This window comes from Mycobacterium sp. (assembly GCF_025933915.1).
Taxonomy (GTDB): Bacteria; Actinomycetota; Actinomycetes; order Mycobacteriales; family Mycobacteriaceae; genus Mycobacterium.
Map to the genome: position 1 here is coordinate 1 of NZ_JAICZA010000135.1, position 12,933 is coordinate 12,933.

General features: G+C 69.7%; 9 protein-coding genes. 4 read left to right on the top strand and 5 right to left on the bottom strand.

Annotated elements, in window-relative coordinates; translation table 11 throughout:
- The coding region (locus tag Q0W90_RS18660) for a dienelactone hydrolase family protein (RefSeq protein WP_297775735.1) at window positions 1–575 on the top strand (575 nt) is incomplete at its 5' end.
- A 25-nt stretch (window positions 576–600) separates the two neighbouring features.
- Here Q0W90_RS18660 and Q0W90_RS18665 read toward each other — a convergent pair.
- Genes Q0W90_RS18665 through Q0W90_RS18675 form a run of 3 tightly spaced genes read right to left on the bottom strand, consistent with a single transcriptional unit; the run spans window position 601 to window position 3,679 of the window.
- Window positions 601–1,698 (bottom strand): acyl-CoA dehydrogenase family protein, encoded by a 1,098-nt coding sequence (locus Q0W90_RS18665; RefSeq protein ID WP_297775747.1) that lies wholly within the window; start codon window positions 1,696–1,698, stop codon window positions 601–603.
- A gap of 11 nt (window positions 1,699–1,709) precedes the next feature.
- Window positions 1,710–2,900, bottom strand: coding sequence for an acyl-CoA dehydrogenase family protein (locus Q0W90_RS18670; protein WP_297775738.1), 1,191 nt, complete (start codon window positions 2,898–2,900; stop codon window positions 1,710–1,712).
- Window positions 2,897–3,679: an SDR family oxidoreductase gene (locus Q0W90_RS18675; protein WP_297775740.1), complete on the bottom strand. Its 783-nt coding sequence runs from the start codon at window positions 3,677–3,679 to the stop codon at window positions 2,897–2,899. Before Q0W90_RS18675 ends, Q0W90_RS18670 begins: the two co-directional genes overlap by 4 nt.
- A 99-nt stretch (window positions 3,680–3,778) precedes the next feature.
- Between Q0W90_RS18675 and Q0W90_RS18680 the strand changes: the two genes are divergently transcribed.
- On the top strand, window positions 3,779–4,108 hold the full coding sequence (locus Q0W90_RS18680; RefSeq protein WP_297775742.1) for a PE-PGRS family protein: 330 nt from the start codon (window positions 3,779–3,781) through the stop codon (window positions 4,106–4,108).
- Between the two features lie 12 nt (window positions 4,109–4,120).
- Here Q0W90_RS18680 and Q0W90_RS18685 read toward each other — a convergent pair whose 3' ends face one another.
- Together Q0W90_RS18685 and Q0W90_RS18690 are read right to left on the bottom strand one after the other, a co-directional pair.
- Window positions 4,121–7,348: a carboxyl transferase domain-containing protein gene (locus Q0W90_RS18685; RefSeq protein ID WP_297775744.1), complete on the bottom strand. Its 3,228-nt coding sequence runs from the start codon at window positions 7,346–7,348 to the stop codon at window positions 4,121–4,123.
- The gene (locus Q0W90_RS18690) at window positions 7,345–8,877 is read right to left on the bottom strand and encodes a class I adenylate-forming enzyme family protein (protein ID WP_297775745.1); all 1,533 of its coding nucleotides are present in this window, start codon (window positions 8,875–8,877) and stop codon (window positions 7,345–7,347) included. Before Q0W90_RS18690 ends, Q0W90_RS18685 begins: the two co-directional genes overlap by 4 nt.
- Window positions 8,878–8,915: 38 nt before the next feature.
- Between Q0W90_RS18690 and Q0W90_RS18695 the strand changes: the two genes are divergently transcribed.
- Window positions 8,916–9,749 carry an acyl-CoA thioesterase domain-containing protein gene (locus Q0W90_RS18695; RefSeq protein WP_297596467.1) on the top strand — a complete coding sequence of 278 codons (834 nt, stop codon included), beginning with the start codon at window positions 8,916–8,918 and terminating at the stop codon, window positions 9,747–9,749.
- A 272-nt stretch (window positions 9,750–10,021) separates the two neighbouring features.
- A partial coding sequence (locus Q0W90_RS18700) for an AAA family ATPase (protein WP_297775750.1) occupies window positions 10,022–12,933 on the top strand: 2,912 nt, incomplete at its 3' end.

Consider the following 12,933-nt stretch of genomic DNA (forward strand, 5'->3'; position numbering starts at 1 on the left):
ATGCCGTGCTGCTCCCCGACGTCTACTACCGCACCGCCGACTGGGCGCCGTTCGACATGGCGACCGTCTTCGGCGATCAGAAGGAACGCGGCCGCCTGTTCTCGATGATCGGCAGCGTCACCCCGGACCGGATGACCGCCGACGCCACCGCCTTCTTCGATTACCTGGCCGCTCGCCCCGAGGTGTCCGGCGAGCGATTCGGGGTGTGCGGCTACTGCATGGGCGGGCGGACGTCGCTGATCGTGGCCGGCCGGGTGCCCGACCGGGTGGCCGCGGCGGCGTCCTTTCACGGCGGCGGCCTGGTGACCGACACCGACGACAGCCCGCACCTGCTGGCCGACCGGATCGGCGCCACGGTGTACGTGGGCGGCGCCCAGAACGACGCGTCGTTCACCGCCGATCACGCCGAGCAACTCGACAAGGCGCTGACGGCGGCCGGCGTCGAGCACACCATCGAGTGGTATTCGGCGGGCCACGGATTCGCCGTCCCGGACAACGCGCCCTATGACCCCGCCGCGGCCGAGCGGCATTGGGACGCCATGACGGAAGTGTTCGCCGCGGCGTTGCCGCGCTAAGGGTCCGTCAGCAGTCCGCGCACCATCAGGAGGGCGGCAGGTCCATCAGCTCGGCCAGCCGGGCGCGGTGACGGTACCCGGTGCCGAAGGCAAGCTGGTCGCTCTTGGCCCGCTTGAGGTACAGGTGCGCCGGATACTCCCAGGTCATACCGATGCCGCCGTGCAGCTGGATGCATTCCTCGGCGGCATGCACGGCGATATCGCCGCAGTAGGCCTGCGCGATGGCGGCCGCCGCGGCCGTGTCGTCGCCCGCCCGGGCGCACGTGTCCGCCGCATAGCGCGCCGCGGCCGTCGCCGCGCCGACCTCGAACCACAGGTCCGCCAACCGGTGCTTGATCGCCTGGTACGAGCCGATCGTGCGGCCGAACTGCCTGCGCTGCCCGGCGTAGTCCAGCGTGGTGTCGAAACACCATTGGGCGACTCCGAGTTGCTCGGACGCCAGCAGGGCCGCCGCGGTGCGGATGGCGTCGGCGACCGGCCGGTCGCCCGCCCCGATGCGCGACGACGGCGTGCCCGAAAACGACACGCCGGCAAGGGGTCTGGTCATATCCAGCGCGAGCAGCGGCGACACCTGCACGCCCGCCGCGGCGACGTCGACGGTGTGCAGCTCGAGCCCGTCCGGGCCGGCGGCCGGCACCACCAGCACGTCGGCCGCGCCGACGCCGGCCACGCCGATGACCGATCCGCAGAGTCCGTCGGCGCCGACGCTCACACCCGTGACCGGGTCGCCCGGCGCGGTCGTCAGCGGCACCACCAACGCCGCCGTCAGCTCGCCTTGGGCCAGCGCCGACACGGTCTGGGTGTCACCGGCGCGCACGAGCGCGACGGTGGCGAGGACCGCGCTGGACAGGAATGGCACCGGCGCGACCGCGCGGCCGATCTCCTCCATGACCACCGCCGCCTCGCGGGCGCCGGCGCCGGCGCCGCCGAGCGACTCGGGAACGAGCAGGCCCGCCACACCCAGTTCGGTGGCCAGCGTCCGCCACACCCCCGAGAAGTCTTGGGGCTCCGCGTCGTAGGCGCGGGCCACCGATTCGGGCGGGCAACGCTCGGCGAACAGCTGACGGACACCGGCCCGCAACGCGTCTTCGGTGTCGGAGTACAGCAGGTCCCCGGTCTGCACGCGCTGGGGGCTCATCGGGGCAGGTCCTTCCACGCGGCGTCCTTGTCGACACGATGTTCACCCGGCAGACCGAGGATCCGCTCGGAGATGGTGTTGCGCAGGATTTCTGAGGTGCCGCCCTCGATCGAGTTGCCGCGTGCCCGCAGATAGCGGTATCCGGGCTCGCGACCGATCAGGTCGACCGTTTCGGGCCTGCGCATGGTCCAGTCGTCGTAATACAGCCCGGAGTCGGCGTGCAGCTCGATCTCGAAGCCCGAAATCGCTTGCGCCAGCTTGGCAAACGCCACCTTCATGCCGGCACCCTCTGGGCCCGGCTGACCGGTCGCGGCCTGTTGTCGCAGCCGTTCGCCGGCGAGCCGAAGGACCTCGGCCTCCACCCACAGCCGCATCAGCTGATCGTGCATGGCGGGGTTGCGCAGCGCCGGCTCGTCGCGCCAGGCTTCGGTGACCTTGCCGATATGGCCGCCCTCCCGCGGAGCGCCGGCGCGGGAGCCGATCGCGACCCGTTCGTTGTTCAGGGTGGTGGTCGCGACTCGCCAACCGCCACCCTCCGGGCCAAGCCGATTCGCATCGGGCACCCGGACGTCGGTGAGGAACACCTCGTTGAATTCGGCCTCTCCGGTGATCTGGCGCAACGGGCGGATCTCGACACCGGGCTGCGTCATGTCGCAGAGAAAGTAGGTCAGGCCGGCGTGTTTGGGCACGGTGGGATCGGTGCGGGCGACCAGGATGGCCATCTGCGCGTGCTGCGCCTGCGACGTCCACACCTTCTGCCCGTTGACAATCCACTGATCGCCGTCGCGGACCGCACGGGTGGACACCCCGGCGAGGTCCGAGCCGGCTCCCGGCTCGCTGAACAACTGACAGTAGATCTGCTCGCCGGTGAACAAGGGCCGCAGGAATTTCCGCTTCTGCTCGTCGGTGCCGAAGGCCGCGATGGTGGGCGCGGCCATGCCCATCCCGATATAGTTCTTGGGAGTGCCGCCCACCGGCGCACCGGCGGTGGCCAGCCGGGCATCGACCCGTTCCTGGGCGGTGCGCGGCAGATCCAGCCCGCCGAAACCCTGCGGCAGGTGCACCCAGGCCAGGCCCGCATCGTATTGTGCGCCAAGGAATTCCCGTGGATCGCTGGTCGCGGGATCGTGCTCGTCTAGCAGTGCCTGTATCCGCCCGTCCAGGTCGACCGTATTGACGGCGTTCATTGCCCGGCGCCCGGTGCGGACCGGAATCCCTGTGCGGCGCCGAGCAGCAGACCTCCGTCGATGACCATGGTTTCGCCGGTGATCCAGCCCGCCGCGTCGGAAACCAGGAAGGCGACCGCCGCCGCCACGTCGATCGGTTCACCGATGCGTCCGAGCGCGATCGACGACGCCAGCGGATCCTCGTGGTCCTTCCACAGCGCCTCGGCCAGCCTGGTGCGCACCACGCCGGGACAGATCGCGTTGACCCTGATACCCGGCGAAAGTTCCAGCGCCAGTTGCTTGGTGACGTGGATCAGCGCGGCCTTGGTGGCGTTGTACATGCCCATCGCCGGCGATTGATGCATACCTCCGATGGAGGCCGTGTTGACGATCGCCCCACCGTGCTCGCCCATCCATGACTTGACGACGAGTGAGGTCCACAGCAGCGGAGCCCACAGGTTGACATCGAAGATCTTGGTGAAACGGGCGTGATCCTGGTCGATCAGCGGACCGTATGCGGGGTTGGTCCCGGCGTTGTTGACCAGGATGTCGACGCCGCCGAAGCGCTCCAGCGTCACGTCCACGCAATGCCGGGCCGCGTCCTCGTCGACCGCATGCGCACCGACTCCGAGCGCCTGTTTTCCCACCTGCGCGGCGGCCTCGTCGGCGGCCTCCTGCTTGCGGGCGGTGAGCACCACGTTCGCGCCCGCGGCTGCCAACTCCTGAGCGATCGACAGGCCAATTCCGCGTGACGCGCCGGTGATGATCGCGGTACGGCCGCTCAGATCTTGTGAGGTCATGTCGTTGGCCTTCCGTCGTTTGCCACGGAATCTTATTCGCGAGGTTTTGGGCACGTGTCGAGGTGGTATGCCAGGCGCATGTTATCGAAATTGACACTCATGAAACCGCTGGTCGTCGCCGGGGCTGTCGCTGCGGCCATCGCCGCCGCACCCGCGGCCACCGCTGACGTCTCTTTCGCCGGACCGGCCGTCAGCTCCCCCGCACCGACGCACGTCACGTTCAAGGAAGACCCGGGCGGCGGCGGCTGCGACGCCAACGGAAACTGCGGCTCGGGAGGCCAGTTCAACGGTCCCGGCGGTGGTCCGGGCGGCCAGGGCTGCATCCCGGGTGTGGGCTGCGGCTCCGGCGGGCAGAACGCCGGCCCCGGCGGCATACCGGGCGGCACCGGCTGCCTGCCCGGCGTCGGCTGCGGCTCCGGCCACGGATAATCGCACGATCCTTCAGCCTCCCGAGAGCCTGGTGATCCAGGCCCGGGAGGTTGACGGGTCTATCACGTCGTCCAGTTCGAACGTGGTGGCCGCCCGCAGCGCCTTGCCGTGCTCGTAAGCGGCGGCCACGAGCCGATCGAAGAGGGTCTGCCGTTCGGCAGGGTTGTCGACTGCGGCCAGCTCCTTGCTGTAGCCGAGGCGCACGGCGCCTTCCAAACCCATACCGCCGATCTCGCCGGTCGGCCAGGCGACGGTGAATTGGGGCGCGCGGAAGGAACCGCCGGCCATCGCCATCGCGCCGAGCCCATATCCCTTGCGCAAGATGATCATTCCCAGCGGCACCGTCAACCGCGCACCGAGCACGAACATCCGGCCGAAGCGGCGAACCGCCGCCTGGGTCTCCGCGTCGGGACCGACCATGAAGCCCGGGGTGTCGCAGAGCGAGATCACCGGCAGCCCAAACGATTCGCACAGGGCGAGGAAGTCGCCGGTCTTGTCGGCCGCCTCGGCATCGATCGCGCCACCGAGGTGGTGAGTGCTGTTCGCGATCAGCCCGTACGGCACTCCTTCGACGCGCACCAGCGCGGTGACGATGCCCACACCGTAGTCTCCCCGCAGCTCGAGAACGGATCCGACGTCGACGATCGCGTCGATCGCCCGGTGTACGTCGTAGGCGCGTAATCTGTTCTGCGGCACCACATGCCGGGCCAGCCGGGGATCGGGCGCCTCCCACTGGCCCAGGCTGCCCTGAAAGTACGACAGGTATTGCCTGGCCAGCGACACCGCCTGCGCCTCGTCCCGGGCGACCAGGCTGACCACGCCGTTGCGGCGCTGCACACCGATCGGCCCAATAGCCTCCGGCGGGTACACGCCCAGCCCGCCGCCCTCGATCATCGCCGGCCCGCCCATCCCGATGTTGGCGTCCGGCGTCGCGATGATCACGTCGCAGACCCCGGCCAGCGCGGCGTTGCCGGCAAAGCATCGCCCGGAGACGATCGACACCAGCGGCACCTCCCCCCGCAGCCCGGCCAGCATCCGGAAGGTCGGCACATCCAGCCCGGCGACGCCACCGACGTCGGTGTCGCCCGGCCGCCCGCCTCCCCCCTCGGCGAACAGCACCACGGGCAGCCGCTTTCGCGCGGCCAGATCGAAGGCACGGTCCGTCTTGGCGTGGTTGCGCATGCCCTGCGTGCCGGCCAGCACGGTGTAGTCGTAGGAGACCACGACGGCCTCGGCCGCGGCTCGGCCGAATCGGTCCGCGCCGATGGTGGCCAGGCCGGCGACCAGGCCGTCGGCCGGGGTGTTGGCGATCAAGTCCTCTTCCGAGCGCCGGCTGCGCTGCGCCGCGATGGCCAACGCGCCGTATTCGACGAAGCTGCCGGGATCGACCAGATCGGCGATGTTCTCCCGGGCGGTGCGGCGGCCTTGTTCGTGCCGCTTGGTGACGGCGGCCTGACGGCCCTCGTCCAGCGTGAGCGCGTGGCGCTGCGTCACCTCATCGAGGTCGGCGCGCGACCTGTCTAGATCCATTGCAGCCATTGATGATTCGCCATCCGATCCGGCCCCGGTGCGGATGTAGACCAGCAGCGGGTCCCCGGTCCCGACGACCTGCCCGGGCGTTACCAGAACCCGGACGGTCCGCAGCGCGTCCGGTGCGACGAGCACGTGCTGCATCTTCATCGCTTCCAGGACGACCAGCTGGCTTCCCGCGGCGTACTCGACCCCTTCGGGTGCCACCTCGACCACGGTGCCCGCCAACTGCGCGCGCAGCGCGTCCTCGCCGGGATAGAGCTCGACCGCCGCCACCTGGGGATCGCGCTGGTGCGACGACGCCGCGGCCGCGAGCTCGGGAAGGTTGTCGTCGAGGAAACCGGTGTCCACCCAACCGGATTCGATGCGGTCGTCGCTCAGCAGTACGCGGAGGAAGCCGATGTTGGTGTGAATGCCCTCGATGCTGAACTCCGACAGGGCGGTGCCCGCTTTGCGCACCGCCGCCTGCCACGAGGTCCCGTGCACGTGGACGATGACCTTGGCCAGCAGCGAGTCGTACTGTGGGCTCACGACCAGTCCCGGCCGGCCATACGTGTCGACGCGCACTCCCGGCCCGCTCGGAGGGGAGAACACCGTGAGTGCGCCCGCCGACGGCAGCACGGAAAGGTCGGGCCCGAACGTCTCCATGTTGACCCTGAGCTGAATTGCGGTACCGCGCGCAGCGGCCGGCTCACCGATGTCTTCGGTGCCGTCGGAAGCGATTCCCGGCGCCAGTCCCAGCTGGTAGAAGGACGCGCCGCCGGCGATCGCCAGCTGGACGGCCACCAGGTCGAGCCCGGTGGTTTCCTCGGTGACGGTGTGCTCCACCTGGATTCGCGGGTTGACTTCGAGGAAGACGAAATCCTCGCCGGTGACCAGGAATTCCACGGTGGCCAGCCCGCACAGGCCCACGCGCGCACACAACCGTGCCGCCGCCTGGTGCAGCGCGCGACGTAGATCATCCGAAAGCCCTTGGGCGGGGGCAATTTCGACCAGCTTCTGGTAGCGGCGCTGGATGCTGCAGTCGCGATCACCGACCGCCAGCGCATGCGTGTGGTGTCCGGCTGGCGCGGCGACGACCTGCACCTCGATGTGGCGGGCGCCGGTGAGCAGCGCCTCGGCGAACAGCGCCGGATCGCCGAAACCCAGCCGCGCTTCGGCGGCACAGCGTTGGTAGGCCTCGTCGATCAGATCGGCGCCGTGCACCTTGCGCATTCCCCGCCCGCCGCCGCCGGCGAGGGCCTTGAGCATGATGCCGCCCTCCTGCGCGGCGAAGAATGCCTTGATGTCCTCGACGGTGCTCGGCCCCCGCGTCGCGGGCAGGACCGGCACCCCGGCCGCCATCGCGGCGCCGCGCGCCGAGGTCTTGTTGCCGAGCAATTCCAGCACCGCGGCGTCGGGGCCCACGAAGGTGTGCCCGCCGGCCGCGCAGGCGTTGGCGAATTCGGCGTTCTCGCTGAGGAATCCGTAACCCGGGTGGACCAGATCCGCACCGGATATCTTCGCCACCGCCAGCAGGGCGGGCTGATCCAGGTAGGCCTGCGGGCCGCTGCCGGGCAGCCCGATCGCTTCGTCGGCCGCGTGCACGTGCGGGCTCTGCGCATCGTCGTCGGCGTAGACCGCGATCGTTCGCATGCCCAGTTCGATTGCGGTGCGGATGATCCGAAGTGCGATCTCGCCGCGGTTGGCGACCAACAGGCTGGCGCTCATCGCAGCGGCTCCCCCCACCGCACTTGTTCGCGCAGCCTGGCCTTGAGCAGCTTGCCGCCGGCATTGCGCGGCAGCGCGCTTTCGACCACCGTGACGTACTGCGGCACTTTGAAGTCGGCCAGCTGGCTGCGGCAATGGTCGAGCACGGCCCGCACGTCGATCTCGTCGGCGCCGCCGAACAACACCGCCCCCACCTTCTCCCCCATGACGTCGTCGGCAACCCCGAGCACGCAGGCGTCCGCGACATGGGGCGCCGCCAGCAGCACGGCCTCGACCTCGACGCTGGAGACGTTCTCGCCCCCGCGGTTGATGATGTCCTTGAGCCGGTCGATGATGTGCACCCGGCCCGCGTCGTCGACCCGCACCACGTCGCCGGTGTGCAGCCAACCGTCGGCGAAGGTGGTTGCGGTGGCCGCCGGCCGGTTCCAGTAGCCGGCCGTGACGTTGGCGCCCCGGGCAACCAGCTCACCCACGCCGGGCTCGTCCCCGAACGGGATCACCCCGAGGTCCACCGACGGGACCGCGTATCCGACCGAGTCGGCGTGCTCGATGGCGTCGCGGTCGGGCAGCACCGTCATCAGCGACGCCGTCTCCGTCATGCCGTAGCCGTTGAACACCGTCGCGTGGCCGAATGCGTTCTTCACCGACCGCACCAGCGACGGGGCGATCGGCGCTCCGCCGTAGCCCACCCATCGAACCCCGGAAACGTCAAGTACGGCAAAGCCGCTGTGCCGCAACAGTAGTGAGTAGATAGCCGGAACGGTCACCATGACCGACACCCGCTCGGCGCTCAACGCGGCGATCAACGCGTCAAGGTTCAGCGCGGGCATGATCACCGACGCTCCCCCGAGCCGGGCGGCGGCCAAAAGCTGTGAATTGCAACCCGTCACGTGGAACAGCGGAACCGAGATGAGCGTTCGCATCCCCTCACCCAGGTCCCGCGGCTGTTGCAGACACCGGACGGCGTTCTCGGTGTTGGTCAGAAACGCCTCGTGCGTGGTGGGCACCCCCTTGGGGTGGCCGGTGGTGCCCGAGGTGTAGAACAGGGCGGCCGTGTCGGTGCGGCCGAGCCGCTCGGTGACGTACGGCTGCCCGTCGGGCAGCGCGGAATCCGGCGCCAGATCAACCCGCGCACCGGAGTCGGACAGGACGAACTCGACCTCCGGTTGCGCGGATCGCGTATTGACCGCCACCGCAATGCCGCCGGCCATCACGGTGCCCCAGAACGCCAGCACCCAGTCGATCCCCGCCGGGTAGCGCAGCGCGACGCGGTCGCCTTGTGTCACGCCGGCCGCGCGCAGCCCGCCGGCGACGCGCGCCGCGCGGTCCCAGAGCCGCCGGTACGTCAGCCGATCGCCACCCAGCTCGACCACGGCCTCACTGTCCGGACGGGCGTCGACGTGTTCGGCGAGCATGTCCAGCAGGGTGGCGGGCAGCCCGTCGTATCGCGGAACGCCGTCGCGGCCGCGGGACACGCCGGTCATCGCGAACGGATTGCGGTCGCGCGCGATTTCGATCACTGGAGGCATGCCCGGCCCTCACTCTCCGGTGTCCTATCGTGATAGCGGTGACGATCGAGGATTCCGCCATCATGCCCGAGGCGTTTTTCACTGTAGACGGCGACTCCTATGTTCCGGGCGCGATGACCCAGGGGCCATGGGGCGCGACCATGGGCGGCCAGAACGTCGGCGGCCTGTTGGGTTGGGGCATAGAGCAATCCGGCGTCGACCCCGACCTGCAGCCCGCCCGGCTCACCGTCGACCTGTTGCGCCCGGCCCTGATGGAACCGGTGCGGATTCGGACGTCGATCCAGCGGGAGGGCCGGCGCATCAAGCTGGTCGACGGCGAGCTGGTTCAGCGGGGCACGGTTGTCGCGCGGGCCAGCGCGCTGTTCCTGCGTCGCGGCGATCATCCGGACGGCCAGGTGTGGTCCACCCGGGTTGAGATGCCGCCGCTGCCGACGTCCTCCGACGGATTCCCGGCCGAGATGCCGTTTCTGATCTGGGGGTATGGGGCGACGTCGCACGGCAGTCCCGGTATCGCGGCCGGCGAGTGGGAGCAGTCGCACTCCCAGAAGTTCGCGTGGGCCAGGCTCTTTCGGCCGATGGTCCAGGGTTACCCGCTCACCCCGTTCACCCGCCTGGCGTTCGTCGGCGACATCACCAGTTCGCTCACCCATTGGGGCACCGGCGGATTGCGCTACATCAACGCCGACTACACCGTCACCGCGAGCCGATTGCCCGACGGCGAATTCCTCGGGCTGGCCGCCCAGAGCCACCACGGCGCGGCCGGGGTCGCCACCGGCGCGGCCACCCTGTTCGACCGGCACGGCCCGATCGGCACCAGTTCGGCGCTGGCACTGGCCCAACCGGCCGACGCGTTCAAGCCGACCTACACCTGAACCATCGGCGTCACGGCGAGGCTGCCGTCAGGCTTGTAAACCTCGGACTGCGCCGGGTATTGGGCTATGCTGCTCTGCACCACCCGCCGAACGGATCTGCACAGTCCCGCAGCGGGGGACCGTCACTCCGGTGGGTGGACATTTCCCTTGGAGGGAACTGCCATGCACATGCGCTCCGGTCCGCGATTCCCTTGCAGCGCTATCCGGCGGACAGCGCCCAGCGCGGAGTGGCCTGCGCCGTGACGACTCCGGTACTAGACCTCGACGGCCGGATGGCGGACCGACGACGGGAGCTCACCGAACTCCGGACCGCGGTGGCAACGGCAGAACGGGTGAGCGGGGGATGCGTCCTGCTCAGCGGGTCGCCAGGGGTGGGCAAGTCGACGCTCATACAGGCGTTCGGCTCCGAGATCTCCCGCCGCAACTGCGTTTTCGCCTACGGGAGATGTAGGGACGGCGCGCCGGCTCCGTACTCGGCGCTGGCCGACGCGCTTGGCTCGGTTGTCCGCACCATGGAGGCCACCGGCCCGGCCGAACGTGATCGTTGGCGTGCCGATCTCGTCAGCGAAATGACGGGGTTTGCGGGCGTCCTCACCGACCTGGTGCCCGAACTCGAGCCCGTGCTGGGCGAATCCCCGGATGACACCGACCTCGATGCCGCAGATGCTCGCCGTCGCCTGCATCGCGCCGCCGTCCGGCTGGTGTCGACCACGGCGGCCTACCGTCCGGCGGTGTTGGCGATCGACGACCTGCAGTGGGCCGATCGAGACACGCTGCTGCTGTTGGCCGAACTGTTGACGGTGTCGCTCCGCAACGTCTTGGTCCTCGGTGCGCACCGCGCGGGTGAGTTCGACCCGGGCGCGGCGGGCATCAAATCGGAGAGCCTCAACACCATCGAGCTCCAACCGCTGGCCCCCGAAGATGTCGAGGAGCTGCTCGCCGAGGTGTGCGGCCAGAGCGTGGAGCTGGGCGACGTGGCCGCCGAGTTCCACCATCGGACCGGCGGCAACCCGCTGCAAGTCCGTCAGCTGCTGTACCGCGCGCAACGCGAAGGCGCGCTCACCCCGGTCGGCCCCGGGGGCCACCCGAGTTGGGATCTGCGCGTGCTCACGGCCATCGAGGTCTCCGCCACGGCCGCCGAGTTCCTCGGCCGCTACCTCGACCAACTTCGCGGCAGTGACCGGGAGGTGTTGAGTTCGCTGTCGTGCATCGGCGGCGAGTTCGACCTCGACGACGCCACGGCAGCGGCCGCGCGGTCGCCCGATGTCGTGGCGCACGCGCTCTGGGCGTGCCTCGAACTTCGCTTGCTCGAGGCCCTCGACGGCGGCGGCCAGCGGATCACCAACGCGATCAGCCGCGACGCCCGCTACCGGTTCAGCCACGACCGCGTGGCCGAGGCGGCGCGCGCGGGGTTGTCCGCTGACGACATGCGCGCCGTTCACCTGCGCCTGGGCCGGCGGCTCGTCGGGCTTGGCGACGATCGCCTGTTCGAAGCCGCCCGCCACGTCGGCATCGGCGGCATGGGGCTCACCGACGACGTCGAGCGCACCACCTTCGTCGAGGTGGTGCGGCGGGCGGCGCGAAAGGCTCGAGCGCAGGCCTCGTTCCCGTTGGCCCTCGGGTACTGCCGAAGCGCATTGGAGCTGCTCGGCGAGCAACGTTGGGCCTCAAGCTTTTCGCTGACCCGGGAGCTCCAGCTCGACGCCGCTGACGCCGCATTGCTGGTCGGCGACGTGCCGGCGCTCAATGCGCTGCTCGACGAGGCCGAGGAGTTCCTGCGTGAGCCCCCGGACCGGGCACGACTCGCTTACCTGCGGCTCAAGGGGCGGGTTGCGGAGAACCGTCTCCAGGAGGCCCTGGAGATCGGGCTTCAAGCGCTCGACGAGCTCGGCGAAAGGGTGGCGACCGACGCGGGCAAGCCACGCATGGCCAACGCGATCGTCCGGATGAGGCTGACGATGCGCCGCTGGAGCACCGAGCGGCTGCTGGCATTGCCGCAGTGCGATGACCAGAAGGTCATCGCACTGCACCGGATTCTTGTCGAACTGTGCAGCATGGCCGTCCTCGTCCGGCCCAACCTCTTGCCCTTGCTGGTACGCAAGCAACTCGATCTGACGCTGGCGCACGGGCACACGCCGTCCTCGCCGCTGGTCACCGCCGGTTACGGGATTGTCCTCGTCGTGCTCGGTGACCACGCGGGCGGCCAGCGCTTCGGCGAGATCGCCATGCAGCTTGCCGAGCGCCCGGAGTTCCGGGAGACCCGGCCGCAAACGGTGTTCATGCACCTGGACTACATCCACCACTGGCGGCATCCCCTCCGCGACGGGTTGGGCGAGCTTCGCGACAGCGCCGAGGAGGCGCTGGACCAAGGCGACCAGGAATACGCCGGATACCTGGTCGCGGTCCTGCTCGCCCAGTCATTCTGGGCCGGCCGTCCCCTGGCGGAGATCGACGCCCTCGCCTGCTCGCTGGTCCCCCACATCCGTTCCCAGCCCGTGCCCAGCGCCCTTTGCCAGGCCATGCAGCAGCTATGCCTGAATTTGATGGGCCGCAGCGCCGATCCGTTCCTGCTCGCCGGCGAGAGCGGTTACGACGAGCGAGAGGTGCTGCCGGCGGCCCGCCGTGAGGGCGACGAGGTGGCCCTGGGCGTAGCCGCGGCGATGAAGCAGGGTCTGCACTTCTGGTGCGGCGACCATGCCGGCGCGGCCGCCGCCACGCCTGACGCGATCGAGCATCTCGGCGGTCTGGCCGGCACCACGGCATCGCAGCTCGTCTATCTGGTCGGTGCCCTCAGCATGATCCACTGCGCTCCGCGGGACCCATCGACGACTCGCTTCGTGCGCCAGACGCTGGCGTCGCATCGCAAGTGGGCGGCGGGTGCCCCGGAAAACTACGCGGCACCGTATGCCCTGATCCAGGGAGCGTGGGCGCGAGCGCGCGGGCACCACGCCAAGGCAGAGCGTTATCTCCACCAAGCCATTGAGCTCGCCGAGGAAAACCAGCTTCCGACAATCAGTGCGTACGCCCACGAGGAGGCCGCCGCCCTCTACGCCGAGACCGGGCGGACGACGCTTCGCGAGCACATGCTGCGGTCGGCGTACCAGCGCTGGCTGAATCTGGGTTTCGCGGTGCGCAGGGACTGGCTCGCGCGCGAGCACCCCTGGCTACTGCGGCGCGATCTCAA

What these genes read in the sequence shown, in the direction of transcription:
- Q0W90_RS18690 (WP_297775745.1), bottom strand. Translation starts at nt 8,877, where the DNA reads ATGCCTCCAGTGATCGAAATCGCGCGCGACCGCAATCCGTTCGCGATG.
- Q0W90_RS18685 (WP_297775744.1), bottom strand. Translation starts at nt 7,348, where the DNA reads ATGAGCGCCAGCCTGTTGGTCGCCAACCGCGGCGAGATCGCACTTCGG.
- Q0W90_RS18675 (WP_297775740.1), bottom strand. Translation starts at nt 3,679, where the DNA reads ATGACCTCACAAGATCTGAGCGGCCGTACCGCGATCATCACCGGCGCG.
- Q0W90_RS18670 (WP_297775738.1), bottom strand. Translation starts at nt 2,900, where the DNA reads ATGAACGCCGTCAATACGGTCGACCTGGACGGGCGGATACAGGCACTG.
- Q0W90_RS18680 (WP_297775742.1), top strand. Translation starts at nt 3,779, where the DNA reads ATGAAACCGCTGGTCGTCGCCGGGGCTGTCGCTGCGGCCATCGCCGCC.